The organism is Lentzea fradiae (assembly GCF_900100955.1).
Lineage (GTDB): Bacteria > Actinomycetota > Actinomycetes > Mycobacteriales > Pseudonocardiaceae > Lentzea > Lentzea fradiae.
Genome location: NZ_FNCC01000009.1, coordinates 335,387 through 362,196, shown reverse-complemented (window position 1 = coordinate 362,196; position 26,810 = coordinate 335,387). Strand labels below are relative to the sequence as shown.

The window sequence follows — 26,810 nt, the reverse complement described above, 5'->3', positions numbered from 1 at the left end:
AGCCGCCGCCGCGATTGAAACGTTTCATCCAGCGACGAAGGTGGAGGCGACGTGCGCAGACGGGTGTTCCTCAGGACGTCGGCGGTCGGGCTGACCGCGACCGCCCTCCCGGCCGCGGTGGCCGGGGCGGCCAGTGCCGGTGAGGAGAAGGCCGGTGGAGGGCTGCGGGTCGTGCGCACCACCGCGGAGTACGCGGAGACGCTGCTCGGCACCGACGTCGCCGTGCCCCGGCTGGGCTGGGTGCTCGCCGCCGGGGGCACCGGCGCGCGGCAGACCGCCTACCAGGTCGAGGTCGGCACGGCGCCGGGCCGGTCGGACGTCTGGCAGTCCGGCCGGGTCGCCTCCGACCGCACGACGGGCGTCGCCTACGCCGGCAAGCAGCTCAAGCCGCGCACCCGCTACCACTGGCGGGTCCGGGTGTGGGACGGCTCGAACCGGCCGTCGGCCTGGAGCACCACGAGCTGGTGGGAGACCGCCCTGCTCGGCACCGCCTGGCAGGCGAGCTGGATCGGCGCACAGGACACCGCGCTGGGCTTCACCGGCACCCGGTGGATCTGGTCGGAGACCACCCCGGCGGAGAGCCGGTGGTTCCGCGCCTCGCTCGACCTGCCCGCCGACGCGGTGCGAGCCCGGCTCGTCGCGACCGCCGACGACGACTTCACGTTGTACGTCAACGGAACTCAGGTCGTGCACGTCCCGGTGCAGACCGACATCTGGAAAGTCGGGCAGCGCGCCGACGTCACCGCGCTGGCAGGCCGGCGGATCGTGGTGGCCGCACGGGCCACGAACCGCTCGGAAGGCCCGGCCGGTCTGCTGCTGAGGCTCGTCGCGGACCTGCCGGACGGGCAGCAGCGCGAGCTCGTCACCGGTCCCGGCTGGAAGGTGACCGCGACCGAGCAGCAGGGGTGGCAGAACCCGGACTTCGACGACTCGGCGTGGGCGGCGGCGACCGTGCTCGACCCGTACGGCCAGGGCCCGTGGCGGTCGGACGTCACCGTGCGCGAGCAGCCGGCGCCGTTGCTGCGCAAGGAGTTCGCGCTGGCCAAGCCCGTCGCGCGGGCCCGGCTCTACGTCTGCGGCCTCGCCTACCACGAGACCGAGATCAACGGCCGCCGCGTCGGCGACCGCGTGCTGGACCCCGGCTTCACCGACTACGACAACACCGTTCTCTACGCCACGCACGACGTCACGGACCTGGTCAAGCGGGGCCGCAACGCCATCGGCGTCACGCTCGGCCGCGGCTTCTACGGCATGAAGACCCCGAACGCGTGGGCGTGGGACCGGCCGCCGTGGCACGACGAGCCGAAACTGCTGGCACAGCTGGAGGTCGACCACCCGGACGGCACGCGCACGACCATCACCTCCGACGGGTCGTGGCGCCTCACCGAAGGCCCCACGGTGTCGAACTCGCTGTACCTCGGCGAGACCTACGACGCCCGCCTCGCCCCGCGCGACTGGACGAAACCGGGCTTCGACGACAGCGGGTGGCGGACCGCACCCGTGCGGCCGGGACCGAAGGGCACGCTGAAAGCCCAGGAGCACGAACCGATCCGCGTGATCGAGTCGGTGACACCGGTCGCCGTCACCGAACCGAAGCCCGGCGTGTTCGTCGCCGACATGGGCCGCACGATGTCCGGCTGGACGCAGCTCACCGTCACCGCGCCCGCCGGGACGACCGTCCGGCTCAAGCACGGCGAGGTGCTGAAGCCCGACGGCACGGTGCTCGCGGAGAACCCGCTCGTCAGCGGCTCCCGGTGCCAGCTCGACGAGTACATCTGCGCCGGAGGCGGCGAGACGTGGGAACCGAAGTTCTCCTACAAGGGCTTCCGCTACGTCGAGGTGACCGGCCTGACCGCCGCACCACGTCTGGTGGGCAAGGTCGTGCACTCCGACGTGCCGAGCGTGGGCAGGTTCCGGTGCTCGGAGCCGTTGTTCGAGCAGTACGACTCCGCGATGCGCCGCACGGTCCTCAACAACCTGCACGGCATCCCCACCGACACACCGGTCTTCGAGAAGAACGGCTGGACGGGTGACGCGCAGGTCGGCGCACCCTCGATGCTGGCGGAGTTCGGCCTGGCGAAGTTCTTCACGAAGTGGCTCGGCGACCTCGCCGACGCCCAGGACGCCGCCGGCCAGATCCCGGTGATCGTGCCCAGCGGCGGCTGGGGTTACCGGGACCTCGCGCCCGCGCCCGAGTGGACGACCGTGTACCCGTTCGTGCTGCGGGAGATGTACCGCGTCTACGGCGACGACCGGCTCGCCGCCCAGCACTGGCCGGTGCTCACCCGCTACCTCGACTGGGAGATCAACCGGCTGCGCGACGGCCTCGCCGTGACCGCGCTCGGCGACTGGCTGCCGCCCGGTTCCGGCGGCAACCCGCCGGAGGACACCCGGCTCACCGCCACGGCGTACCTCTACCGCGCGTTGCTGCACACCGCCGAGCTCGGTGACGTGATCGGCACACCGATCCCGCGCTACCGCGAGGTCGCGGCCGGGTTGCTGGCCACGTTCAACCGGACGTTCCTCGACGGCGACCGCTACCGCACGTCCAGGGACCCGGACTACCGGCAGACGTCGAACGCGGTCCCGCTCGCGTTCGGCATGGTGCCCGCCGGGTCCGTGCAGGCCGTCGCCGACCGGTTGGCCGCCGAGATCCGGGCCAACGGCAACCACCTCAACGTCGGCTGTCTCGGCGCCAGCGTGCTGTTGCAGGTGCTGAGCGACACCGGACACGCGGACGTGGCGCACGCGATGGCCGTGGAGCGGTCGTACCCGAACTGGGGCGACTGGTTCGCGAACGGCGCCGACACGATGTGGGAGATGTGGGACACCGGCACACGTTCGCGCAACCACTACTTCAAGGGCACGCTCGTGCAGTGGCTGTACGAGAACGTGGCCGGGCTACGGCCCGGTGACGAGGGCTTCCGCACCTTCACCGTCCGTCCAAACGCGACGAACGGCGTGTCGTGGGCCCAGTTCGAGTTCGAGAGCATCCGCGGTCGCATCGCGGTCTCGTGGGCCAAGGTGGACGGCACGCTGCGGCTGACCGTCGAGGTGCCCGTGGGCGCCACCGCCGAGGTCCACGTGCCGCAGGGGAGGAGCTTCTCGGTGGTGAAGGTGCCGCACGGCCGCTGGAAGTTCAACGGCACCGACCCCACACCAGCCTGACCCCAGCCCTTCCACCCCCGCCTTCACCCACCCGAGCGCCACCCCACCAGGCGAGCCCGGTAGCTCCCCGTGCCCTGCCTTGAGTACGCGGGGGCCCCGCGTACTGACAGCGGGTACGCGGGGGCCCCGCGTGCAGCAACGGACACACGAAAGGGTGGTGGGACGGGGTGGTGGTGGGTGGTGGTCAGCGGAGGAGCTTGACCGGGACCGCGTGCGCGAGCATGCGGTACCCGGCCGGGTTGAGGTGGAGGTGGTCGCCGACGTCCGGGACGGGGTGCAACCGTCGCGGGTCGGCGGGATCGCGGACGACGGCGTCGAAGTCGAACACCGCGTCGAAGGTTCCGCTGGTCCGGAGCCAGCGGTTCACCGACTGACGGGCCACCTCGCGGTGCCCGCCGGGGTCGTCGTAGTCGTGGCCGCCGAACGGCAGCAGCGTCGCGCCGAACACCTCGATGTCGTGCGCGTGTGCGCGGTCCACGATCTGCTGGTAGGCGGCGATGAGGTCGTCGGCGACGGCTTGTTGCGCTGCCGCCGTGGGCTCAGCGGTGCCGATGTCGTTGACGCCCTCGAACAGGATCGCCTTGCGCACCCCGCTCTGCGCCAGCAGGTCGCGGTCCAGGCGGGCGAGCACGCTCGGCCCCAGCCCGTCGTCGAGCACGCGGTTGCCGCCCGCCGCCTGGTTGAGCACCGCGACACCGGGCAGCCGCTCGGAGAGCTGGTCGGGCCAGCGGTCGTTGCCGTTGGTGGTGGACCCGCGTCCGTCGGTCAGCGAGTCGCCGATGATGACGACGCCGTTGGCCTTCCTGGCGAGGACCTCGACTCCGCTGAGGAAGTACCAGTGGTCGGTGGGCGTCGAGCCGGGCAGGTCGGCGGCCGTGACGTGGTCGCCGGCCAGCAGGTACGACGTGGTGCGCGAGCCGGGGTGCGAGGTGATGCTGCTCGACGCCTGGCCCCGCGCGAGGTACGCGGTGACGGTGAGGTTCGTGCCGGGGGCCAGCGCGAAGTCCAGCGGGTCGGACACCACCAGTGCACCGATGCGGACGTCCACTGAGGACCGTCCGTTGAACGTCACCCGCCGCACGCTGCCGGGCTGGACGGCGCTGACGCCCGCCTTGCCACCGGCGGGAAGTGCGACGGTGACGGCGGTCAGCGGCAGGACCGCGCCGCCGAACGCGTTGTTGAACCGCAGGCGCAAGCGCTTTCCGCCGACGGTGACCCGGACGGTCTGGCGCAGTGTCGCACCGGCCATCACCAGCTCGCCGTCGGTGAACGGCGGTGGCGGCATGTTGTGCGGCTCGGTGAGCTGCGGCATCGACGTCCAGGTGTGGACCCAGCGCTCGCCGGGTGGTGCCGCGTGCGCTACGGCGGGGGCGGTGAGCGCCCCCGTCACGGCCAGACCGAGGAACGAGCGCCTGCGCATCCTGAAACCCCTTTCCGCGCCAGAGCCTCAAGCTAGGAGGCCAGGCGCGAAGGGGTCAAACAGTTCGACGATGTTCGACTCCGCGCGGCAGAAAACGCCGCAACGGCAGGGACTGCCGCACCAGACGCCTCATGTCCGCCAGACCGCCCGGCACCGCTCCCGCGGCACGCGCCTGCACCAGCACGTTGCCCAGCGCCGTCGCCTCGGCCGGGCCCGCGACCACCGGCAGGCCGCACGCGTCCGCCGTCAGCTGGCACAGCAGGTCGTTGCGCGAGCCGCCACCGACCACGTGCACGACGTCGACCTCCTTGCCGGACAACCGCTGCGCGTCCAGCACCGCGTCGCGGTGGGCCAGTGCCAGACTGTCCAGGACGGACCGGACGACCTCCGGCCTGGTCATGGTCCTGCCGCAGTGCCGCTGGATGCGGTCCGGCATGTCGCCGGGTGGCAGGAACACCGGATCGTTGGGGTCGAACACCGTCCCCGTGGCGTGCGCGGCCTCCCGCAGCAGGGGAGTGAGCTGGACCTGCCACACCCTGACGCACTCCTGCAACAGCCACAGGCCCATCACGTTGCGCAGGTAGCGGATCGTGCCGTCCACGCCGCCCTCGTTGGTGAAGTTGGCCGCACGGCTCTCCGGCGTGAGCACCGGTGCGGAGAGCTCGACGCCGACCAACGACCAGGTGCCGCACGAGATGTAGGCGAAGCGGTCGTTGCGGGCGGGCACGGCGACGACGGCGGAGGCGGTGTCGTGCGAGCCGACCGCGGTGACCGGGACGCCGCCGTACGTGCCCGCCGGATCGCCGGGGTGGCGCAGGTCCGGCAGCAGCCCGGCGGGGAGGTCCGCGGTCAGCTCCGGCGACCACTGGCCCGTCCTGACGTCGACCAGGCCCGTTGTGGTGGCGTTGGTGTGCTCGGCGCCGCGTTCTCCGGTGAGCCAGTACGAGATCAGGTCGGGGACCAGCAGGAGCTGGGACGCCCTGGGCAGCAACGGTTCCGCCATCAGCTGGAACATCGTGTTGAACGGCTGGAACTGCAACCCGTTGACCTCGTACAGGCCCTCGGCGGGCCGGACGCCGTCGGTGCGGGAGTCGCGGTAGCAGACCGGGTCGGCGAGCAGCTCGCCGTGCTCGTCCAGCAGGCCGTAGTCGACCGCCCAGCTGTCGATGCCGATGCTCGTGACGTCACCGGCCAGTCTCAGCCCGGCGACCACCTCGCGGTGCAGGCGCCGCACGTCCCAGCGCAGCGCGCCGTCGTGGTGCACCGGCCCGTTGGCGAACCGGTGCACCTCCTCGACCCGGACGGCGCCGCCGGTGACGACGCCGCGCATGACACGGCCGCTCGACGCGCCGAGGTCGACCGCCGCCACCGCGGTCATCGCAGGAACGCCGCTGCCACACCGGCGTCGACCGGCACGTGCAGGCCCGTGGTGAGCGACAGGTCGCCCGCCGTCAGCGCGATGACGGCCGCCGCGACATGCGACGGCAGGACCTCCCGCTTGAGCAGGGTGCGCTGGGCGTAGAACTCGCCCAGCTTCTCCTCCGGCACGCCGTAGACGGCGGCGCGCTGCGCACCCCAGCCGCCCGCGAAGATGCCGGAACCGCGGACCACGCCGTCCGGGTTGATGCCGTTGACGCGGATGCCGTCACCGCCCAGCTCGGCCGCGAGCAACCGCACCTGGTGCGCCTGGTCGGCCTTGGCCGCGCCGTACGCGACGTTGTTCGGTCCGGCGAACACCGCGTTCTTGCTGGAGATGTAGATGATGTCGCCGCCCGTTCCCTGGGCGCGCAACACCTTCGCGGCCTCCCGTGAGACGAGGAACGACCCCTTGGCCATCACGTCGTGCTGCAAGTCCCAGTCGGCTTCTGTCGTCTCGGCGAGCGGTTTGGAGATCGACAGACCGGCGTTGTTGACGACCAGGTCCACGCCGCCGAACGCGAGCACGGCCGCCCGGAACGCCTCGGCGACACCCTCCGCCGACGTCACGTCGACCGTGACCGGCACGGCCACGTCCGCCGAACCGATGCCTTCCGCGACCTCACGTGCCGTGTCCGCGTTGCGGTCCGCGACCACCACGCACGCGCCCTCCGCGGCCAGCCGTTCGGCGATGGCCCGCCCGATGCCGGAACCACCGCCGGTCACGAGCGCGACCCGGGTCGCCAAGGGCTTGGGCTTCGGCATCCGTCGCAGCTTGGCCTCTTCGAGCGCCCAGTACTCGATGCGGAACTTCTCGCTTTCCTCGATCGGCGCGTACCGGGAGACGGACTCCGCGCCGCGCATGACGTTGATGGCGTTCACGTAGAACTCGCCCGCGACCCGTGCCGTCTGCTTGTCGCGGCCGAAGCTGAACATGCCGACGCCCGGCACCAGCACGATCGCCGGGTCCGCGCCGCGCATCGGCGGGCTGTCCGGCTCGGCGTGCCGCTCGTAGTACGCCCGGTAGTCTTCGCGGTATTCCTGGTGCAGTTCCTTCAACCGCGCGACGACGTCGCCCAACGGCGCTGTCGGCGGCAGGTCCACCACGAGAGGCCGGACCTTGGTGCGCAGGAAGTGGTCGGGGCACGAGGTTCCCCGTGCCGCCAGCTCCGGATGCCGTGCGCGGGCGAGGAAGTCGAGCACCACCGCGGTGTCGGTGAAGTGGCCGACCTGCGGGTTGTCCGTCGAGGCCAGGCCCCGGACCACCGGTGCCAGCTCGGCGGCGCGGACGCGGCGTTCCCGCTCCGGCAACGCCTCGTGCACCACCTCGCCGAACGGGTCGGGGCGGCCGTGGTCGTCGAGGTAGCGCTGGGCGGTGGCGATGATCTCCAGCGAGCGCGCCTCGCACTCCTCGCTCGTCGCGCCCCACGCGGTGATGCCGTGCCCGCCCAGAACCACACCGATGGCCTGCGGGTTGTCCCGCTTCACGGCCGCGATGTCCAGCCCCAGCCGGAAACCGGGCCGCCGCCACGGCACCCACACGACGCGGTCGCCGAAGCACGCCTTGACGAGCGCCTCGCCGTCGGCCGCCGTGGCGAACGCGATGCCCGCGTCCGGGTGCAGGTGGTCGACGTGCGCCGCGTCCACCAGGCCGTGCATGGCCGTGTCGATCGACGGCGCCGCGCCTCCCTTGCCGTGCAGGCAGAAGTCGAACGCGGCGACCATCTCGTCCTCGCGCTCGATGCCGGGGTAGACCCCGGTCAGCGCGCGCAGCCGGTCGAGCCGCAGGACCGCGAGTCCCGCCTCGGTCAGCGTGCCCAGGTCACCGCCCGATCCCTTGACCCACAGCAGGTCCACGGGCTGTCCGGTGACCGGGTCGACCTCGACGCCCTTGGCCGAGGTGTTCCCGCCCGCGTAGTTGGTGTTGCGCGGATCCGCGCCCAGCCGGTTGCTCCGCGCCAGCAGCGCCTCGACCTGCTCCATCACGCACCCCACCCGGCGGCCTCGCCACCGACCCGGTCCCGGACGATCTGCTCGGCGTACCCCGACCGCCGGTACGCGGCCATCGGGTCGGGGTCGAGCCCCATGTCCTCCCGCAGCTCCCGCAACAACGGCCGCACATCGGTGTTGTAGGCGTCCATCAGCACGGCGTTCGCCCCGAGCACGTCACCGGCCCGCTGAGCCTCGTCCAAAGCCGCGTGGTCGACCAGCAACGCCTTGGCCGTCGCTTCCTGGACGTTCAGCACCGACCGGATGATCGCCGGGATCTTCGGCTCCAGGTTGTGGCACTGGTCGAGCATGAACGCGATGCCCGCGGCGGGTTTCAGCGCGTCGGCCAGCACGATCTCGTGCATGATCCGGAACAGCTGGAACGGGTCGGCCGCCCCGACCATGAGGTCGTCGTCGGCGTAGAAGCGCGAGTTGAAGTCGAACGCGCCGAGCTTCCCCGCCCGCAGCAGGAACGACACGATGAACTCGATGTTCGTGCCGGGGGCGTGGTGCCCGGTGTCGATCACGACCTGCGCCCTGTCGCCGAGCTGCTGGCAGTGCGCGAACGCCGTGCCCCAGTCCGGCACGTCCGTGACGTAGAACGCGGGCTCGAAGAGCTTGTACTCCAGCAACATCCGCTGGTCCGAGCCGAGCCGTGCGTACGTCTCGTGCAACGCCTCGGCGAGCCTGTCCTGGCGGGCGCGGATGTTGTCCTGCCCCGGGTAGTTGAGCCCGTCGGCGAACCACAGCTTGAGGTCGCGGGACCCGGTGGCGTCCATGATGTCCACGCAGTCGAGCAGGTGCCCGAGCGCCTTGCGTCGCACCACCGGGTCGGGGTGGCAGACGCTGCCGAGCTTGTAGTCGTCGTCCTGGAACACGTTGGAGTTGATGGCCCCCAACGCGACTCCGCGGTCACGCGCGTACGACGCGAGCTTGCCGTAGTCGTCGACCTTGTCCCACGGGATGTGCAGCGCGACGGTCGGCGCGACCCCGGTCAGCCGGTGCACCACCGCAGCGTCGTCGATCTTCTCGTACGGCGTGCGCGGCACCCCCTGCTGCGCGAACACCTTGAACCGGGTGCCCGAGTTGGCGTAGGCCCACGACGGGGTCTCGATCCGCTGCTCGCGCAGCGCGTCCTTCACACTCATCGTTCTCCCCAAAGCGTCAGTCGAGGTGGAAGACCTCGTCGAGGGGCCGCATCCGCTCGTCGGCGTTGCCGTCGCCGACGAAGAGCTCCGCCATCTCGGCCTGCCAGCGCGCGTTCACCTCGGTGCGGGCCATCGCCGCGAGCGCCGCGTCGAAGTCGTCGCACTCCAGGTAGCCGACGAGCAGGCCGTCCTCGGCGAGGAAGAGGGAGTAGTCGCGCCACCCCGCCTCGCGGAGGGCGGCCCGCATCTCGGGCCACACCTCGCGGTGCCGCGCCCGGTACTCGCCGAGCCGGTCGGGGCGGACCCGCAACGTGAAGCACACGCGCATGTCAGAAGTCGAACTGGTCGATGTTGTCCTTGGTGAACACCGTCGGCGGGCCGAGGACGACCTCGCCCTTCGCGCCGATCGTGTACTCGCCGAGGTCGCCCGCCTGGTACTTCTCGCCCTCGGCACCGGTGATCTGGCCGGACGCGAGCGCGGCGGCGGTGTAGGTGGCGAGGTAGCCGAGCTTGCTCGGGTCCCACAGCGCGAACGACTTCACGGTGCCGTCCTGGACGAACTTGCGCATCTGGTTGGGCGTGCCCAGACCGGTCAGCTGGACCTTGCCCTTGTACTCCGACGAGCTGAGGTAGCGCGCCGCCGCCGCGACGCCGACCGTGGTGGGCGAGATGATGCCCTTGAGGTCCGGGTGCGCCTGCAACAGGCCCTGGGTCTTCTGGAACGACGTCTGGTCGTCGTCGTTGCCGTACGCGGTCTCCACCAGCTTCAGACCCGAGTACTCGGGCTTCGCCAGCTCGGTCTTCATGACCTCGATCCACGCGTTCTGGTTGGTGGCGTTCGGGGTCGCGGACAGGATCGCGATCTCACCGCTGCCGCCGACCGCCTCCGAGATCAGCTTCACCTGGCCCGCCGCGATCTCGTCGGAGGTGGCCTGGTTGATGAAGACGTCCCTGGCGTCCGGCGCGGCGTCGGAGTCGAACGTGACGACCTTGAGCCCCTGGGAGCGCGCGGTCTTCAACGCGGGCGCGACGGCGTTGGCGTCGTTCGCGGAGATCACCAGCGCGTCCTGCCTCTGCTGCGCCGCGGTGTTGATGTAGGTGACCTGCGACGAGGCGGCGGCGTCGGACGGGCCGGTCGCCTTCACCTCGCCCTTGACCGCCGTGCCCGCGCTCTCCGCGCCCTTCTGCGCCACGGTGAAGTACGGGTTGTTGACCTGCTTGGGCAGGAAGGTGATCTTCAGACCTTCCTTGAGCGGCGCGTTCGGGTCGGCCTTGGCGGCGTTGGTGGCACCGCCCGTCTCCTGGGCGGCGCTGTCCTTGGTGGTGCCGCCACCGCAGGCGGTGAGAGCGACCGCCCCGGTCATCACCAGAGCGAGCAACGAGCGTGTCTTCATGGCGCGGCCTTTCGCAGAGTTCCGACGCGTCGGGTGATCGAGGGAGCGAGAACGCTCACCAGCAGCAGCAAGCCGGTGACGATGGTGAGGACCTCGGTGGAGGTGTCCTGCAGGATCAGCAGGTTGCGCAGGCCGCCGAGCAGCAGCACACCCGCGAGGACGCCGAAGAGCGTCCCCTTGCCGCCGAAGATGGACACGCCGCCGAGCAGGACCGCCGCGACGACGGCCAGCTCGAGCCCGACGCCGTTGTCCGCGCGGGCACTGGAGAAGCGGAACGTGTAGACGATGCCCGCGATGGCGGCCACCGCGCCGGCGAGCACGAACAGGGTCAGCTTAACGCGCTTGACCCGGATGCCGGAGAACCGCGCGCCCTCCTCGTTGGCGCCGATCGCGAAGACGGCCCGGCCGAACGAGCTGGCGTGCAGCGCGATGCCGAACAGGACCGCGAGCACGGCGGCGAGCGCGATCGGGTACGGGATGTCGGTGCCGGGGATCGGGGTGGTGCCGAACGACGTGTAGCTCGCCGGGAAGTCCGCGACCGCGGTGTCTCCCAGCACGACCAGCGCGAGACCCCGGTAGAGGGCGAGCGTGCCGATGGTGACGGCGAGCGACGGCAGGCCGAGCCGCGTCACCAGCAGCCCGTTGACCGCCCCGCACAAGGCTCCCGCGACGATCACGGCCGGCAGGATCGTCTCCAGCGACCAGCCCGCGTTCCACAGCCAGCCGATCAGCGCGCTGGACAGGCCGAGCACGGAGGCCACCGAGAGGTCGATCTCGCCCGCCACGATCACGAGCGTGAGCGGTAACGCGATGAGCGCGATCTCCGCGATGTCGAGGCCGAGGTAGAAGAGGTTGCCGCCGGACAGGAACGAGCCGTCCGTGCTCACCTGACCAGCCAGCGCCACCACGACCAGCAGGAACACCAACGCGGTCTCCCACCGCAGGAGGTTACGCATGGCTCGTCCCTTCCGTGGTGCGCAACGCCTTCGCGAGCCGGAGCGCGAGCAGCCGGTCGACCGTGATGGCGCTCAGCAGGAGCGCCCCGGAGATGGCCTGCTGCCAGAACGCCGGGATCTGCAGCACCACCAGGCAGCTCGTGATCGTGCCCAGCAGCAGCGCGCCGAGCGCCGCCCCCGCCACCGTCCCCGACCCGCCGAAGATCGCCACGCCGCCGACGACCACCGCGGCGACGACCTGGAGCTCCAGCCCGGTGCCCGCCGCCGCGTCGACCGTGCCGTATCGCGCGACCCAGAGCGCACCGGCGAGGCCCGCGATCAGTCCGGAAAGGACGAACGTGGTGAGGGTGCGCCGGGCGACGGGGATGCCCGCGAGCGTGGCCGCCTCCGGGTTCGAGCCGATCGCGTACAGCTCGCGGCCCGACCGGTAGGAGCGCAGGTACACGGCGGCGACCACGATCACCGCGACGGTGACCAGGACGAGCACGGGAACGCCGAGGACCCGGCTGCCGCCGAGGTCCAGCAGCGCGTCGGGGAGGTTGGAGGCGTTGACCTGCCGCCCTTGGGCCAGCGCGTAGTCGACGCCGCGGAAGACGTACAGGGTGCCGAGCGTCACAACGAGGCTGGGGACGTTGCCCAGCGCCACCAGCAGGCCGTTGAGCAGCCCGCAGGCGAACCCGGTGGCGACGCCGAACCCGATGCCCGCGAGCAGCGGGGTGCCGGGGTGGTCGGCGAAGTGCTGCGCCGTCAGGAACGCCGACAGGCCGAGCACCGAGCCCACCGACAGGTCGACGTTGCGGGTGATCACGACGAGCGTCTGGCCCACCGCGAGCAGCGCGACGATCGAGGCGTTGAGCGCGAGGTCGCGCAGGCTCTGGGGCTGGACGAACCGCGGGTTCACGATCGCGGTGGGGATGACGACGAGCGCCAGCGCCACGACGATGCCGAGCTCGCGGACGCGGCCCACGCGGGTGGTGAGGCGCCGGGCCGCGGTGCGGCGGGAGGGTGCGGTGGCCGTCGCCGTCACGAGGCCACCTGCCCGGCGGCCGCGAGCGCGACCCGTTCCTCGGTGGTCTCGTGTCGGGCCAGCTCCTCCACCAGGCGCCCCTCGTGCATCACCAGCACGCGGTCGGCCATCCCGAGCACCTCCGGCAGCTCCGAGGAGATCATCAGCACCGCCACGCCCTGCCCCGCCAGCTCCGAGAGCAACCGGTGCACCTCGGCCTTCGTGCCGACGTCGATGCCGCGGGTGGGTTCGTCGACGATCAGCACGGACGGGTTGCGCGCCAACCACTTGGCCAGCACGACCTTCTGCTGGTTGCCGCCGGAGAGAACACCGACCGGGTCGCCGAGCCGCGCGAACCTGAGCCGCAGCTTCACGGCCCAGTCCTCGGCCAGCGCGCGTTCGGACTTCCCGCGCAGCAAGCCGAACGTCGACAGCCGGCCCAGCGAGGCCAGGGCGGTGTTGCGTTCGATCGACGCGTCCATCACGAGGCCCTGCTGGCGCCGGTCCTCCGGCACGAACCCGATCCCGGCGGCCATCGCGGCGGTGGGGGAGCCGTGCCGCAGCTTCTTCCCGCGCACCTCGACCGACCCGGCGTCGGGCCGGTCGATGCCGAAGACCGCCCGCGCGACCTCGCTGCGCCCGGCGCCGACCAGTCCGGACAACGCGACGATCTCGCCCGCCCGCACGTCGAACGACACGTCGGTGAACACGCCCTCGCGGGTCAGCCGCCGCACGGACAGCAGCACCTCGCCCGCCGTCGTGTCCTGCTTGGGGAAGAGCTGCGACAGCTCGCGGCCGACCATCCGCCGCACCACCGAGTCCGGCGTCTCGTCCTCCAGCCCGCCGGACCAGACGAACTCGCCGTCGCGCAGCACGGTGGCGCGCTGGCACAGCTCGAAGACCTCGCCGAGCCGGTGCGACACGAACAGCACCGCGGCGTCCTGGTCGCGCAACGCCTGCACCACACCGAAAAGCCGCTGCACCTCGTGCGCGGACAGCGCCGCCGTGGGTTCGTCCATGACGATCACGCGCGCGGCGAACGACAGCGCCTTCGCGATCTCCACGAGCTGCTGGTCCGCGATGGACAGCCCGCGCGCCGGACGCGCCGGGTCGAGCCGGACACCGAGGCGCGCGAACAGCTCCGACGTCCGCGCGTGCATCGCGGCCACGTCGATGCGCCGCCCGAGCCCGAGCGGCTGGCGGCCCATGAACACGTTCTCCGCCACCGACAGGTCCCCGAACAGCGTCGGCTCCTGGTAGATGATCGCGATACCGGCGGCCAGCGCGTCGGCGGGACCGGAGAACCGCACGGCCTCCCCGTCGACCAGCACCCGTCCCGCGTCCGGCCGGTGGACCCCGGCCAGCGTCTTGATCAGCGTCGACTTGCCGGCGCCGTTCTCCCCGAGCAGGGCGTGGGCCTCGCCGGGCAGCAGCCGCAACGACACGCCGGACAACGCGCGGACGGCGCCGAAGGACTTGCTCACCTCGTCCAGCGCCACCACGGGAGGTCGGTCCACGTCCGTCTCCGTCTCTTCGTTGAAACGTTTTAACGGTTGAGCTACGTGAACTCTGGGTGCGCTGCGTCACCATGTCAAGGGTTGCGAGGTACGATTCGTTGTCACGTTTCAACAAAGGAGCCGCCGTGAAGCCGTCAGTGGGCATCCGCGACGTCGCGCAGCACGCCGGCGTGTCGAACGCGACGGTCTCGAACGTGCTGAACCGCCCCGACGTGGTCGCCCCCGCGACCCGCCAGCGGGTCCTGGCCGCGATCGAGGAGCTCGGCTTCGTCCGCAACGAGTCCGCCCGCCAGCTCAGGGCGGGCCGCAGCCGCGTCTTGGCCTACGTCGTGCTCGACGCCGCGAACCCGTTCTTCACCGACGTGGCCCGTGGCGTGGAGGACGCGGCCCGCGACGCCGGTTTGGCGTTGTTCCTGTGCAACAGCGCCTCCGACGGCAACCGCGAACGCGAGTACCTCGAACTCCTGCACGAACAACGCGTCGAGGGCATCCTCATCACCCCGGTGGACGCCGAAAGCGCCCAGCTCCTCGACCGCGGCACACCCGTGGTGCTGGTCGACCGCGGCGCGACCGACGGCACGCGCTGCTCGGTGGCCGTGGACGACGTGCTCGGCGGCGAACTGGCCGTCACTCACCTGATCGAGAACGGCCACACCCGCATGGCGATGGTCGGCGGCCCCCTGTCGATCCAGCAGGTGCGCGACCGCCGCGAAGGCGCGCTGCGCGCGGTGGAGGCCGCCGGACTGCCCGCCGACGCGCTGACGTTCCTGGAGACCAGGGGCCTGCAGGTGGGGGAGGGCCGCAACGCGGGGGAGCGGCTCGTCGGCCTGCCCTCGTCGCGTCGGCCCACGGCGGCGTTCTGCGCCAACGACCTGCTGGCGCTCGGGTTGTTGCAGTCGATGACGCAGCAGGGCCTGCGGGTGCCGGACGACCTCGCCGTGGTGGGGTACGACGACATCGAGTTCGCGGCGGCTGCCGCCGTGCCGCTCACCTCGGTGCGGCAGCCTCGGGAACAGCTCGGGCGGACGGCGACGCGGTTGTTGCTGGGGGAGAACGAGCCCGGGCACGAGCACCGGCACGTGAAGTTTCAGCCGGAGCTGGTGGTCCGCGCGTCGACGGCGGTGCGGCGGCAGCCCTGACAGCGGCTGAGCCGGTCCATCCGGCTCAGCCACCCGGACGAGCTACCGGACGATCGTCATTTCCCGGTTCTCCTCCGCGACGCCGGAACCGTCCGGCGCCAGGAAGACGTTCAAAGTCGCGGAAGTGAAAGCCACCCCCGGCCGGAACGCTTTCGTGCGCGACACCACGGTCACGTCGACCTTGTGGAACCGACCGCTGCACGGAACGCTCGGCGCGTACCTGTCGCCGACCGCGAGCTCGCCCCGCACGTTCTGCGTGACCTGCACCCACAGCGACCCGGAAGCGCCGTTCGCGCACATCACGCGCATGGGCACGGTGACGGCGGCGCCGCGTGCCTCCAGCCTCGCCTGGGGTTGCAGCGCGACGGAAGCGTCGATCGCCGCCGCCGAGGCCGGAAATGCGAAGGCCATTGTCGCGACGGCACTCATCACGAACACCGGAATCGCACGCACGATTTCTCACCTCGTTCTCGTGGACGGAAATGAATGCGGCCGCGAGAACGACACCAGCCACGAGGCGAAATCGTTACGAGGGGCCATGATTGGATCACCCGTCCGGGGGGAATCCTCGACCATGCCGGACACAACTCTCCTCGCCGGCCGCTACGAGGTCGGCGAGCTGCTGACGGCGAGCGGCAGGGCCGAGGTGCGCCGTGGCAGGGACACCGTGCTCGCCCGCGACGTCGCGATCAAGTTCTTCCGGCCGGGCACGCGCCGGGTCCACGACGAGATCCGCGCGCTCGCGCGGTTGTCGCACCCCGGGGTGATCGGGGTGTTCGACGCAGACCCCGCCGCGGAGGTGCCGTACGCGGTGCTCGAACGGGTCGAGGGGCGCACGTTGCACGACCGCGTCACGGCGGGGAGTCTCAACGTCGCCGACGTGCGGCGGCTTGGGGCGGCGTTGGCTGACGCGCTTGCGCACGTGCACTCGCACGGGTTCGTGCATTGTGCGGTCAGGCCCGCAACGGTGCTGCTGGCTGACGACAACGCGCCGCGGCTCGCGGACTTCGGGCTCGCCCACCTCGCCGACAGCGCCTGTCTCCGGCTGGCGGGGCAGATCTTCGGCACGGCCGCCTACCAGGCGCCGGAGCAGTCGCACGGCGGGGAGATCACCCCGGCGGTCGACGTCTACGCGCTCGGCCTGGTGCTGCTGGAGTGCCTCACCGGACGTCCGCAGGCCACCCCCGAGGTGCCGGACGACCTGCCGTTCGACCTCCAGCGGCTGCTGGCGGCGATGACCGCGCCCTCGGCCTCCCGCCGTCCGACCGCGCAGGAGTGCGTGCGCGCGCTGCCTGCGCTCGGGCCGCCGACGCTCATCGCGCCGAAGCCCCGCAGGCCGCGCGCCCAGGTCAGTCGCGCTCGCGTTTCCGCGATGCCCGCAGCGAACCGGGGCGCGCCTTGGCAGACGGGTCGTTGCGCGTCTTGACCAGGCTCGCCACCGTCACGACCACCAGGATCACCACGATCACGCCGAGGCTGAGCGGCGTCGGCACCTCGGGCACGCTCGGCGAGAGGTCGACGTGGGCCCAGTGCAGGATCAGCTTCACGCCGATGAACGCCAGGATGACCGACAGGCCGACGGACAGGTAGACCAGCCGGTCCAGCAGGCCCTTGACGAGGAAGAACAACGCGCGCAGGCCCAGCAGCGCGAACGCGTTCGCGGCGAACACGATGAACGGCTCCTCGGTCACGCCGAACACCGCGGGGATCGAGTCGAGCGCGAACAGCAGGTCGACGCCGCCGATCGCCACCAGCACCACGAACAGCGGCGTCGCGAGCCGCTTGCCGTCGATCTTGGTGAAGATCTTGCCGCCGACGTAGTCCTCGCTGACGGGCAGGAGCTTGCGCGCGGTCGTCACGACGATGTTGTTCTCGACGTCCGGGTCCTCGTCGCGGTGCCGGAACAGCTGCACGGCCGTGAAGATGAGCAGCAGTCCGAACACCAGGAACATGAACGAGAACAACGACAGCAGCGTGGCGCCGACGGCGATGAAGATGCCGCGCATGATCAGGGCCAGCACGATGCCGAACGTCAGCACCTTGTGCTGGTGCTCCTCGGGCACCGAGAACGTCGTCATGATGATCACGAAGACGAACAGGTTGTCGACCGAGAGGCTCTTCTCGACGATGTAGCCGGCGAAGTACTCGGTGCCCGCGCTGCCGCCGTACGCGCTCGCGAACCACACGCCGAACCCGACGGCGACGAGGATGTAGAACACCGACCACAGCGTGGCCTCGCGGAACCCGACCCGGTGCGGCCGCACGGCGGCGAGCACGAGGTCCACCGCCAGCAGCAGGACGATCAGCCCGATCGTCCCCGCCCACGTGAGTCCGCTGATCTCCAGCACGAAGCACCCCTCCGCCGTCCGGTCCGTCCGGAGCGGACGTTACCGGGCGGCGGAGGTGCCTGCCGTTCAACGACGCGGGCGCGTCACCGGATCTCGAACACCGGCGACATCACCCGGTCGAACCCGACCTCGCGGCGCTCGCCGGTCAGGGTCAGCCGCAGCGCGGTGTGGATGTTCGCGCTGGACGTGCCCACGTGCAGCTCCACGTCACCGGTGTCCACCTGGCGCCGGCCGGACCGTCCCGTGTAAGAGGTCAGGTCGGCGTGCAGCTCGGCCGTCACCGTACGGGTCTGGCCGGGTTCCAGGTGGACCTTCACCGCGCCGACGAGCAGCCGGACGGGCCTCGCGACCTCCGCCACCGGGTCGTGCAGGTAGAGCTGCACCACCTCGGTGGTCGCGGTCTCCAGCTCGTTGCGCAGCACCACGTGCACGCGGCAGACGCCGTCGGTCGGCCACTCGCGCTCCTCGCTGCCCACCGTCGTCCAGGTGGCGGGGTGGTAGGAGAGGCCGTGGCCGAACGGGTACAGCGGCGTCGGGTCGACGTTGCTGACCTCGCTGCGCGTGCCGAGCTTGGCGGTGAGGTAGGTCGACGGCTGGGTGGAGCCGGCGCCGGGGAAGCTGATCGGGAGCCTGCCGGACGGGTTCACGCGTCCACTGAGGACACCCGCGATCGCCGCCGCGCCCTCCTCACCGGCGTAGAAGCCGCTCACGACGGCCGCGAGCCGGTCGGCCTGCCGGGACAGGTCGTAGGGACGGCCCGACAGCAGCACCAGCACCACCGGCATGCCGGTGCCCAGCACGGCTTCGAGCAGCTCCTCCTGCCGTCCGGGGAGGTTCAGGTCGGAGGCGTCGCAGCCCTCGCCGGACGTGCCCCTGCCGAACAGGCCCGCGTGGTCGCCGAGCACCAGGACGGCGACGTCGGCCTGCCGGGCGGTCTGGACGGCCTCGGCGATCTCGTCGTCGGTGCCGCCGGTGACAGGGCAGCCGCGGGCGAACACGACCTCGTGGTCCGCGCTCAGCGCCTCGAGCACCGTCGGGACCTCGATGCCCATCTCGACGTCGGGGTAGTGCACGCCGACGTGCAGCGGGAACGAGTAGCAGCCCATCATGGCGCCCGCCTCGTCCGCGCGCGGCCCGATGACCGCGAGGCGCTTGCCGGACAACGGCAGCACGCCGTCGTTCTGCAGCAGCACGATCGAGCTCTCGGCGACCTCGCGGGCGATGGCGCGCGACTCGTCGTCGTCCAGGTCCACGCCGGCGTCGCCGACGGGCGAGTAGCCGGGGTCGAGCAGGCCCAGCTCGATCTTCTGCGCCAGCACCCGTTCGAGCGCCCTGTCGATCAGCGCGAGGTCGACCCTGCCCGCGTCGATGCCCTCCAGCAGCGGGTCACCGAAGCAGTCCACGGTGGGCAGCTCGACGTCGATGCCCGCCGTCAGGGCGAGCCGCGCGGCGTCCTCCCGGTCGGCGGCCACGCCGTGCAGCTTGTGCAGGAACGCCACCGAGAAGTAGTCGGCGACCACGGTCCCGGTGAAGCCGTACTCCTCGCGGAGCTTCGTGGTGAGCAGCGTCGGGTCGGACGCGGCGGGCACGCCATCGTTGTCGGCGTAGGAGTTCATCACCGAACGGGCGCCCGCCTTCAGCGCCATCTCGAACGGCGGCAGGATCACGTCCGCCAGCTCGCGCGGGCCGATCGACACCGGCGCGTGGTTGCGGCCGGCGCGGGAGGCCGAGTAGCCGGCGAAGTGCTTGAGCGTCGAGACGATCCCCGCCGACTCCAGGCCGGCGACGTAGGCGGAGGCGATCGTGCCCACCAGGTGCGGGTCCTCGCCGATGGTCTCCTCGATCCGGCCCCACCGCAGGTCGCGCGCGACGTCGAGGACGGGCGCGAGCCCCTGGTGGATGCCGATGCGGCGCATCGACTCACCGATCTTCGCGGCCATCCGCCGCACCAGGTCCGGGTCGAAGGTGGCACCCCACGACAACGGAGCAGGGAACACCGTGGCCTGCCACGCGGCCAGGCCGGTGAGGCACTCCTCGTGCACCACCGCGGGGATGCCGAAGCGGCTCGACTCGATGACCTGCCGCTGCGTGCGGGCGAGCGTGTGCACGCCCACCTCCGGCGCGACCGGCCGCGTGCCGAAGACCCTGGTGAGCTGACCGATCCCGTTGGCGGTCAGCTTGTCGAAGTCCTGCGGTGCCACGGCGAACTCGTGCTGGTGCGGAGCCATCTCGCCGGCGGCGTCGATGCCGACCCAGATGCCTTGCAGCTGCGCGATCTTCTCCTGCGGCGTCATGCGTGCGATCAGGTCGCGCACGCGGTCTGCCACGGGAGCGTGGGGGTTGCGCCAGAACTCGTCCGGCGTGGTTGCTTCTGTTGTCACAGGAACGACCTCACGGGGTCAGTGGGCGGGTCGACTGCCGGACGACCAGCTCGGTGCTGAGAGTGATGTGGGTGTCGGTGGGCTCGTCGCCGTTGATGAGCCGCACCAGCAGCTCGACGGCCCGGTGGCCCATTTCGCGTATCGGCTGCTGCACCGTCGTGAGCGGCGGTGTGCACAGCGCGGACTCGGGGATGTTGTCGAAACCGACCACCGCGAGGTCCTCCGGCACGCGGAGCCCGAGCTCCTGCGCGGCCTGGATGACAGCGATGGCGGTGATGTCGTTGGCGGCGAACACGGCCGTGGGACGGTCGGGTTCGCGCAGCAGCCTGCGGGCCGACTCGGCCGCTATGTCTGCCTCGTAGTCACCACGCCTGACCAGGTTCTCGTCCACCGGCAGACCGGCGCTGGCGAGCGCGCCGCGGTAGCCGGTCTCGCGTTGCTGCGCGGACTTCAGGTCCTCGCGGCCGGTGATCAGCGCGATCCGGCGGTGGCCCAGCGCGAGCAGGTGCTCGGTCGCGAGCCGTCCGCCGTGCAGGTTGTCCGAGTCGATGGTCGGCAGCGCCGCGCGCCCGGTGTGCGGGTCGACCGCGACGACCGGGGTTCCCGGGATGCCTTCCAGGTCGACCGCGGGCGTCACCAGGACGGCGCCGTCCACGAGCGTGCCGCTCAGCCGCGTCAGGTACCGGTGCTCCCAGCCCTGCGGGTCGCCGATCCGCCCGCCCGCCGAGTAGACGACGAGCTCGAAACCGGTGCCGCGGATGGCGTCCGCCGCGCCTTTGAGCAGTTCGGTGCTGAACGGCTCGATGTCGGCGACGAGGATCCCGATGACGTTCGTGCGGTGGTTGCGCAGGCTCTGGGCCACGAGGCTCGCCTCGTAGCCCATTTCCTTGATCACGGCCGTGACCCGCGCGAACGTGTCCGCGGAGACGCCGTACCGCTGGTTGAGGACCTTGGACACGGTGGCTACCGAGACGCCGGCTTGAGCGGCGACGTCTCGGATGGTGACGCGTTGGCGAGGGGGCACGGGGTCAGGCTAGCGGTGTAAAACGTTATCGACAACGATTGACACGAGGCCGACCTGCTGAGAGTCTCTGGCCCCAACACACGCAGTCCAACTCGGCCGACGTCGTCAGGAGTGGACCTCCCATGCGTTCCAACAAGCCCCTTGCCCTCTTCGCCGCCGCGGCATTCGTGCTGGCTGGGTGCGGTGGTGGCGGAGACGCCTCCACCGAAGGTCCCGTCACGCTCACGTGGTGGCACAACCGAACCACCGAACCGATGAAGTCGAAGTGGCAGGAAGTCGCGGACGGCTTCACCAAGACCCACCCGAACACTTCGTTCAACATCGAACCGCTCCAGAACGAGCAGTTCCAGACCAAGGTGCCCCTGGCTCTGCAGGGCAACACCCCGCCGGACATCTTCCAGCAGTGGGGCGGCGGCCAGCTCGCCGACCAGATGAAGTCCGGCAAGATCGCCGACATCACCGAGTCCTCCAAGGGCTGGATCGGCCCGGTCGGCAAGTACGCCGACGGCTGGAAGGTCGGCGACAAGCAGCTCGGTGTCCCGTACCTGATGCACGCCGTCGGGTTCTGGTACCGCAAGGACCTGTTCGCCGCCGCCGGCATCACGACGCCGCCGAGCACCGTGGAAGAGCTGAACGCCGCGGTGACGAAGCTGAAGGGCACCGGCGTCACCCCGATCGCGATCGGCGGCAAGGACCGCTGGCCGGACGCGTTCTACTGGGGTTACTTCGCGGTGCGCCAGTGCTCGGTCGACACGCTGAAGAAGGCGGTCGAGAAGACCGAGCTCACCGACCCGTGCTTCACCAAGGCGGGCGAGAACCTCAAGGCGTTCCTCGACACCAAGCCGTTCCAGGACGGCTTCGTCGGCACCCCCGCCCAGCAGGGCGCGGGCAGCTCGGCCGGTCTCCTCGCCAACGGTCAGGCGGCGATGGAGCTCCAGGGCGACTGGAACCCCGACGTGATGCGCGCCCTCACCGAGGACAAGGACCTGGACTCGAAGCTCGGCTGGTTCCCCTTCCCCGCCGTGACCGGTGGAGAGGGCGACCCGACCGTGCTGCTCGGCGGTGGTGACGGGTTCTCCTGCACCACGCGTGCCGCCCAGGCGTGCTCGGAGTTCCTCGGCCACCTCGTCAGCGACGAGGTGCAGAAGATCCTGGCCGAGACGGGATCCGGTCTTCCGGTGACCGAGGCCGGCGTGGCCGCGCTGAAGAGCGAGGCCCACAAGACGATCTCGGAGAACATGAGCAAGGCGTCGCACCTCCAGTTCTACTTCGACACCGCGTTCCCGACGAAGGTGGGCCAGGCGTTGAACGACGCCATCGCGAACTTCTTCGCGGGCCAGGGAGGCCCTGACACCATCGTGAAGTCGGTCAGCGAAGCAGCTGCCGGGAACAAGTGATGAGTGCCGCGATCACCACGCGGCCGCCGACCGCCCCCGTGCCGCACGCGCCAGCGGCCGGGGGCACCCGGCGGCGGTCCCGAACACGCACCCGCCTCGAGCTCGCCCTCCTGCTGACCCCGGCACTCGTGCTGTTCGCCGGGTTCGTCCTGATCCCCATCGGGGTCGCGGCGTACTACAGCCTCTACTCCTGGAACGGCTTCGGTCCTCTCTCGGACTTCGTCGGGTTCCAGAACTACGTCGACGCTTTGTCCGGTGAGGTCTTCCAAGGCGCCATCGGGCACAACCTGATCATCGCGGTGCTGTCCATCGTCGTGCAGCTGCCGCTCAGCATCAGCCTCGCGATGCTGCTCAACCGCAAGATCCGCGGCAGGACCTTCCTGCGCATGGTGGTCTTCGCCCCGTACGTGCTGTCCGAGGCCGTGACCGCCGTGATCTGGCTGCTGATGCTGCAGCCGGGCGGCTTCGTCGACTCGATCCTGCGCGGCATCGGCCTGGGTGGCCTGGTGCAGCTCTGGCTCGCCGACCCGTCCATCGTGCTCTACACGCTGTTCCTCGTGATCACGTGGAAGTACATCGGTTTCGGTGTCATCCTGCTGCTCGCCGGTCTCCAGGGCGTTCCCCCGGAGCTGCGCGAGGCCGCGGCGCTCGACGGCGCGAGCGCCTGGCAGACCACCCGGCACGTCGTGCTCCCCCTGCTGGGACCGACGATCCGGATCTGGGTCTTCCTGTCGGTGATCGGGTCGTTGCAGCTGTTCGACCTGGTCTGGATCATGACGCTCGGCGGTCCCGCCAACGCGTCGACGACGATGGCGACCTACCTCGTCGACCACGGCTTCAAGCGCTACGAGTTCGGTTTCGGCAGCGCCGTCGCGGTGATCCTGTTCATCATCTGCTTCCTGTTCGCGTTGCTGTACCAGCGGTTCGCTCTGCGTCGCGACACGGACGGCGCGTTGACGGGAGTGCGCTGAGATGTCACGTCGTAACGCCATCGGTTATCTCGCCGCGTTCGCGGTCGTGGGCATGACGGTGGTGCCACTGCTCTTCGTCGTGCTGGGCGGTTTCCGCACCACGGCGCAGATCAACTCGTCACCTGCCGGCTTGCCGGCGCCGTTCGTGTGGGACAACTACGCGGAAGTGGCAGGCTCGCCGGTGTTCTGGCGCCTGCTCGGCAACAGCGCGCTGATCGCGGTGATCGCCACGACGCTCGCGGTCGTGCTCGGCTCGATGGCGGCGTTCGCGTTGTCCCGCTACCGGTTCCGCGGCCGTGAGGGGTTCTACACGCTCTTCACGCTCGGACTGCTGTTCCCGCTCGGCGTGGCCACCTTGCCGCTGTACCTGTGGCTGCGCGAGCTGAACCTGCTGGAGAACCCGCTCGGCGTCGCTATCCCGGAGGCGGCGTTCTCGCTGCCGGTGACGATCGTGATCCTGCGGCCGTTCATGCACGCGATCCCCAACGAGCTGGAGGACGCCGCGCTGCTCGACGGAGCGGCGAAGCTCGGCTTCTTCTGGCGGATCCTGCTGCCCCTGTCGCGGCCGGCGCTGATCACGGTGTCCGTGCTCGCGTTCGTCACCAGCTGGAACTTCTACCTGCTGCCGTTGCTCGTGTTCAACGACTCCACGAACTTCACACTGCCGCTGGGCGTGGCGATGTTCCAGTCCGAACACACGCAGGACACGGCGAAGGTCCTGGCCTTCACGGCGTTGTCCATGATTCCCGCGCTCACGTTCTTCGTGCTCGCCGAACGCCGCATGGTCGGTGGCCTCACCGGTTCGGTCAAGGGCTGACTTCACAAGGGAGTGAAATCGTGCGAACCCGATTAGCCGCAGGCATCGCCGCCGTGGTGATGCTCGTCCAGGCCGTCCCCGCCTCGGCGGTGGGACCGGGGCACCACCACCCGGAACCGCCGCACCACGGTGGACCGCTGCACAGCAAGACGAACAGGTGGGTGGGCAGCGCGGTGGCTGCCCAGCACCTGAGCGCCGAGGCGGACTACAAGAAGGTGCTGACGCGCGAGTTCGACAGCGTCACGCCCGAGAACGAGATGAAGTGGGGCACGGTCGAGGCCGTGCGCGGCCAGTACGACTGGTCCGGTGCCGACGCGATCGTCGACTACGCCAAGAAGACCGGCAAGTCGATCAGGGGCCACACGCTGATCTGGCACAGCCAGCTGCCCGACTGGGTCGCCGACCTGGAGGCAGCGGAGCTGAAGTCCGTGGTGCGCAAGCACATCGCGGACGAGGCCGGCCGCTACCGCGGTAAGATCAGGGCGTGGGACGTCGTCAACGAGGCGTTCAACGAGGACGGCACGCGCCGGGAGACGGTGTTCCAGACGAAGCTCGGCGACGACTACATCGCCGACGCGTTCCGCCTGGCCCACGCCGCCGACCCGAAGGCCAAGCTCTACATCAACGACTACAACATCGAGGGGCTCAACCCCAAGAGCGACGCCACGTACGAGCTGGTGAAGTCGTTGAAGCGCAAGGGCGTCCCGATCCACGGCGTCGGCATCCAGGGTCACCTGTCGCTGATGTACGACTTCCCGCAGGGCGTGAAGGAGAACATCAAGCGGTTCGCGGACCTCGGCGTGGACGTCGCCATCACCGAGATGGACGTGCGCATCCCGTTGCCCGTGACGCCGGAGAAGCTCAAGGCGCAGGCGGACTACTTCGGGAACGTATGGGACGCCTGCCACGCGGTCAAGCGGTGCGTCGAGTTCACCACCTGGGGCTTCACCGACCGGCACTCGTGGGTGCCCGACGTGTTCCCCGGTGAGGACGCGGCCTGCCTCTTCGACGAGAACCTGAAGCCGAAGCCCGCCTACTTCCGCCTGTACGGCAAGAAGTAGCCAAGCCCGCGGGTGGCCGGGAGAATGCGGCACTCCCGGTCACCCGCTTCCCAACCGCGCTACGGTGAGATGCCGCCCGCCGCGGACCATCGGAGGTTGCGGGTGCATCGAACCGGAACAGCGGTGGTGCTCGCCGCCGTGGCGACCCTCGCGGTCACCACGGCGGCGTGCGCCGCTCCAGAACAGCAGGCGGCCAGTCCTCTCGGCAAGGCGCACACCGCCGGCCGCGTCACGAGCACCGGGCAGTACAGCTGGCCCGGCGTGTACTTCGAGGGGCGGTTCCGCGGCACCGGCGTCGGGATCGTGCTGAACGACGCCGCCAACGACTACGACGTGCAGGTCGACGGCGTCACCACCGCGACACTGGTGGCTCCCGGCCGCACCACCTACCGGGTCGAGGGGTTGAGCGACGGTGACCATCGCGTGCGTCTGGTCAAGCGGACTGAAAGCCCGCACGCCGCGGGCGAGTTCGGCGGGTTCGTCGCCACGAGCGGTGGGGCGGTGCTGCCCAAACCAGGGCCGCGGACCCGGCAGGTCGAGTTCATCGGAGACTCCCTGACCGCCGGCTACGGCAACATGTCGACCGGCCGCGACTGCTCGGCCACGGGTGGCGTCACCCGCAACACCAACACCGACCTGAGCTTCGGGGCGCTGACCGCGAAGGCACTGGACGCCGACTACCAGATCAACGGGTTCTCCGGCCTGGGCATGGTGCGCAACTACGACGGCCACACCCCCGGCACCAGCTACCGCGACTACTACGACCGGGCGTTGCTGCACGTCGAGGGCGACGTCTGGCGCAAACCGCCCACCTGGCGGCCGCGGGTCGTCGTGGTCGGCCTGGGCACCAACGACTTCTCCACCGCCGTGAAACCCGGCGAACCGTGGACGCCGGAAACCCTGGTGGCCGAGTACAAGACCGCCTACCACGGGTTCCTCGACAAGCTGCGCACCCGCTACGGCCCCGCGACGACGATCATCGTGAGCGTGCCGGACGCGTCGGGCGCGTTCCCCGAGGCCGCGAGCCAGGTCGTGCGGGACCGCGTCGCGCTGGGCGAGCAACGGCTCCACTACTGGAACTACGCCGACCCGGCACTCGACCGGCTCGGGTGCGACTGGCACTTCTCGGCCCGCGACCACCGGCTCATCGCGGCCAAGCTGGGCGACTACCTGGCGGGGCTGTCCCTGCGCTGGTAGGAGGGACAGCCCCGGGACGTCACTTCGGGTCGAGCACGAACAACGGGATGAGCCGGTCGGTCTTCTCCTGGTACTCGGCGTAGTTCGGGAAGGCGGCGACGGCGCGCTCCCACCACGCGGCGCGTTCGTCGCCCTCGGACTCGCGGGCGACGTACGTCTTCGTCTCCGTGCCGTCCTGCAGCAGGATCTCCGGGTGCGCCTTGATGTTGTGGTACCAGGTCGGGTGCTCGGTCGCACCGCCGTTGGACGCCACGACCGCGTAGCTCCCCTCGTGCTCCACCCGCATCACCGGGGTGTAGCGCAGCTTGCCGGTCTTGGCGCCGCGGACCGTGAGGAGCACGATCTTCCTGCCCAGGATCTCCACGCTGTCGGTGGTCCCGGTCTCCAGGATCTTCTTCGTCTGGTTCTGCACCCACTCGGCGGGGCTGAGCTCCACTTGTCCCATGTCCACGATCAACAAT

22 protein-coding genes are annotated in these 26,810 nt (G+C 70.5%); 8 read left to right on the top strand and 14 right to left on the bottom strand.

The genetic code is table 11. From position 1 onward, the window contains the following. The first annotated feature begins 51 nt into the window (after positions 1-51). Entirely contained in the window at positions 52-3,168 is a 3,117-nt protein-coding gene (locus BLT23_RS23155) for a family 78 glycoside hydrolase catalytic domain (protein ID WP_090051917.1), read from the top strand. A gap of 184 nt (positions 3,169-3,352) precedes the next feature. Here the strand turns inward: BLT23_RS23155 and BLT23_RS23150 are convergent, their stop codons facing one another. Genes BLT23_RS23150 through BLT23_RS23110 form a run of 9 tightly spaced genes read right to left on the bottom strand, consistent with a single transcriptional unit; the run spans position 3,353 to position 14,014 of the window. After that, entirely contained in the window at positions 3,353-4,588 is a 1,236-nt protein-coding gene (locus BLT23_RS23150; protein WP_090051916.1) for an SGNH/GDSL hydrolase family protein, read from the bottom strand. Positions 4,589-4,643: 55 nt separating this feature from the next. Continuing rightward, positions 4,644-5,966 carry a rhamnulokinase gene (locus BLT23_RS23145; RefSeq protein ID WP_090051915.1) on the bottom strand — a complete coding sequence of 441 codons (1,323 nt, stop codon included), beginning with the start codon at positions 5,964-5,966 and terminating at the stop codon, positions 4,644-4,646. Further along, a complete protein-coding gene (locus BLT23_RS23140; RefSeq protein ID WP_090052142.1) occupies positions 5,963-7,987 on the bottom strand; it encodes a bifunctional aldolase/short-chain dehydrogenase in 2,025 nt (674 codons plus the stop codon). The genes BLT23_RS23145 and BLT23_RS23140 overlap by 4 nt, the downstream gene beginning before the upstream one ends. Beyond that, positions 7,987-9,141: an L-rhamnose isomerase gene (gene rhaI, locus BLT23_RS23135; protein WP_090051914.1), complete on the bottom strand. Its 1,155-nt coding sequence runs from the start codon at positions 9,139-9,141 to the stop codon at positions 7,987-7,989. The genes BLT23_RS23140 and rhaI overlap by 1 nt, the downstream gene beginning before the upstream one ends. Before the next feature lie 16 nt (positions 9,142-9,157). Then, complete coding sequence (locus BLT23_RS23130) at positions 9,158-9,469, bottom strand: L-rhamnose mutarotase (RefSeq protein WP_090051913.1); 312 nt, start codon at positions 9,467-9,469, stop codon at positions 9,158-9,160. Between the two features lies 1 nt (position 9,470). Then, positions 9,471-10,535 (bottom strand): rhamnose ABC transporter substrate-binding protein, encoded by a 1,065-nt coding sequence (gene rhaS / locus BLT23_RS23125; RefSeq protein WP_245744108.1) that lies wholly within the window; start codon positions 10,533-10,535, stop codon positions 9,471-9,473. After that, a complete protein-coding gene (locus BLT23_RS23120; protein ID WP_090051912.1) occupies positions 10,532-11,491 on the bottom strand; it encodes an ABC transporter permease in 960 nt (319 codons plus the stop codon). The genes rhaS and BLT23_RS23120 overlap by 4 nt, the downstream gene beginning before the upstream one ends. After that, entirely contained in the window at positions 11,484-12,518 is a 1,035-nt protein-coding gene (locus BLT23_RS23115; RefSeq protein ID WP_218133845.1) for an ABC transporter permease, read from the bottom strand. The genes BLT23_RS23120 and BLT23_RS23115 overlap by 8 nt, the downstream gene beginning before the upstream one ends. Next, positions 12,515-14,014, bottom strand: a complete 1,500-nt coding sequence (locus BLT23_RS23110; RefSeq protein ID WP_090051911.1) for a sugar ABC transporter ATP-binding protein — start codon at positions 14,012-14,014, stop codon at positions 12,515-12,517. The genes BLT23_RS23115 and BLT23_RS23110 overlap by 4 nt, the downstream gene beginning before the upstream one ends. A 125-nt stretch (positions 14,015-14,139) precedes the next feature. On the opposite strand from BLT23_RS23110, the gene BLT23_RS23105 reads away from it, so the two are divergent. Then, the gene (locus tag BLT23_RS23105) at positions 14,140-15,153 is read left to right on the top strand and encodes a LacI family DNA-binding transcriptional regulator (protein ID WP_245744107.1); all 1,014 of its coding nucleotides are present in this window, start codon (positions 14,140-14,142) and stop codon (positions 15,151-15,153) included. 42 nt (positions 15,154-15,195) lie between these two features. Here BLT23_RS23105 and BLT23_RS40900 read toward each other — a convergent pair whose 3' ends face one another. Beyond that, positions 15,196-15,564, bottom strand: coding sequence for a hypothetical protein (locus BLT23_RS40900; RefSeq protein ID WP_176946883.1), 369 nt, complete (start codon positions 15,562-15,564; stop codon positions 15,196-15,198). A gap of 163 nt (positions 15,565-15,727) precedes the next feature. Between BLT23_RS40900 and BLT23_RS23095 the strand changes: the two genes are divergently transcribed. Next, a complete protein-coding gene (locus BLT23_RS23095; protein WP_176946882.1) occupies positions 15,728-16,579 on the top strand; it encodes a serine/threonine-protein kinase in 852 nt (283 codons plus the stop codon). Here BLT23_RS23095 and BLT23_RS23090 read toward each other — a convergent pair. The 3 genes from BLT23_RS23090 to BLT23_RS23080 all read right to left on the bottom strand — a co-directional run bounded on the left by BLT23_RS23090 (position 16,503) and on the right by BLT23_RS23080 (position 20,906). After that, complete coding sequence (locus tag BLT23_RS23090) at positions 16,503-17,501, bottom strand: TerC family protein (RefSeq protein ID WP_090051908.1); 999 nt, start codon at positions 17,499-17,501, stop codon at positions 16,503-16,505. The two genes, BLT23_RS23095 and BLT23_RS23090, sit on opposite strands and share 77 nt — an antisense overlap. Positions 17,502-17,584: 83 nt before the next feature. After that, positions 17,585-19,882 (bottom strand): beta-xylosidase/alpha-l-arabinosidase, encoded by a 2,298-nt coding sequence (locus BLT23_RS23085; protein ID WP_090051907.1) that lies wholly within the window; start codon positions 19,880-19,882, stop codon positions 17,585-17,587. Between the two features lie 10 nt (positions 19,883-19,892). Beyond that, the gene (locus BLT23_RS23080; RefSeq protein WP_090051906.1) at positions 19,893-20,906 is read right to left on the bottom strand and encodes a LacI family DNA-binding transcriptional regulator; all 1,014 of its coding nucleotides are present in this window, start codon (positions 20,904-20,906) and stop codon (positions 19,893-19,895) included. Between the two features lie 122 nt (positions 20,907-21,028). Between BLT23_RS23080 and BLT23_RS23075 the strand changes: the two genes are divergently transcribed. From BLT23_RS23075 to BLT23_RS23055, 5 genes are all read left to right on the top strand, one after another. Next, positions 21,029-22,303 (top strand): extracellular solute-binding protein, encoded by a 1,275-nt coding sequence (locus BLT23_RS23075; protein ID WP_090051905.1) that lies wholly within the window; start codon positions 21,029-21,031, stop codon positions 22,301-22,303. Then, a complete protein-coding gene (locus BLT23_RS23070; protein ID WP_090051904.1) occupies positions 22,303-23,274 on the top strand; it encodes a carbohydrate ABC transporter permease in 972 nt (323 codons plus the stop codon). The genes BLT23_RS23075 and BLT23_RS23070 overlap by 1 nt, the downstream gene beginning before the upstream one ends. Before the next feature lies 1 nt (position 23,275). Continuing rightward, positions 23,276-24,091 (top strand): carbohydrate ABC transporter permease, encoded by an 816-nt coding sequence (locus BLT23_RS23065; RefSeq protein WP_090051903.1) that lies wholly within the window; start codon positions 23,276-23,278, stop codon positions 24,089-24,091. A 20-nt stretch (positions 24,092-24,111) separates the two neighbouring features. Then, positions 24,112-25,152, top strand: a complete 1,041-nt coding sequence (locus BLT23_RS23060; RefSeq protein WP_245744106.1) for an endo-1,4-beta-xylanase — start codon at positions 24,112-24,114, stop codon at positions 25,150-25,152. Between the two features lie 102 nt (positions 25,153-25,254). Next, positions 25,255-26,349 (top strand): SGNH/GDSL hydrolase family protein, encoded by a 1,095-nt coding sequence (locus BLT23_RS23055; RefSeq protein WP_245744105.1) that lies wholly within the window; start codon positions 25,255-25,257, stop codon positions 26,347-26,349. Between the two features lie 19 nt (positions 26,350-26,368). Here BLT23_RS23055 and BLT23_RS23050 read toward each other — a convergent pair whose 3' ends face one another. Further along, positions 26,369-26,794: a nitroreductase family deazaflavin-dependent oxidoreductase gene (locus BLT23_RS23050; RefSeq protein WP_090052129.1), complete on the bottom strand. Its 426-nt coding sequence runs from the start codon at positions 26,792-26,794 to the stop codon at positions 26,369-26,371. Between the last annotated feature and the right edge of the window lie 16 nt (positions 26,795-26,810).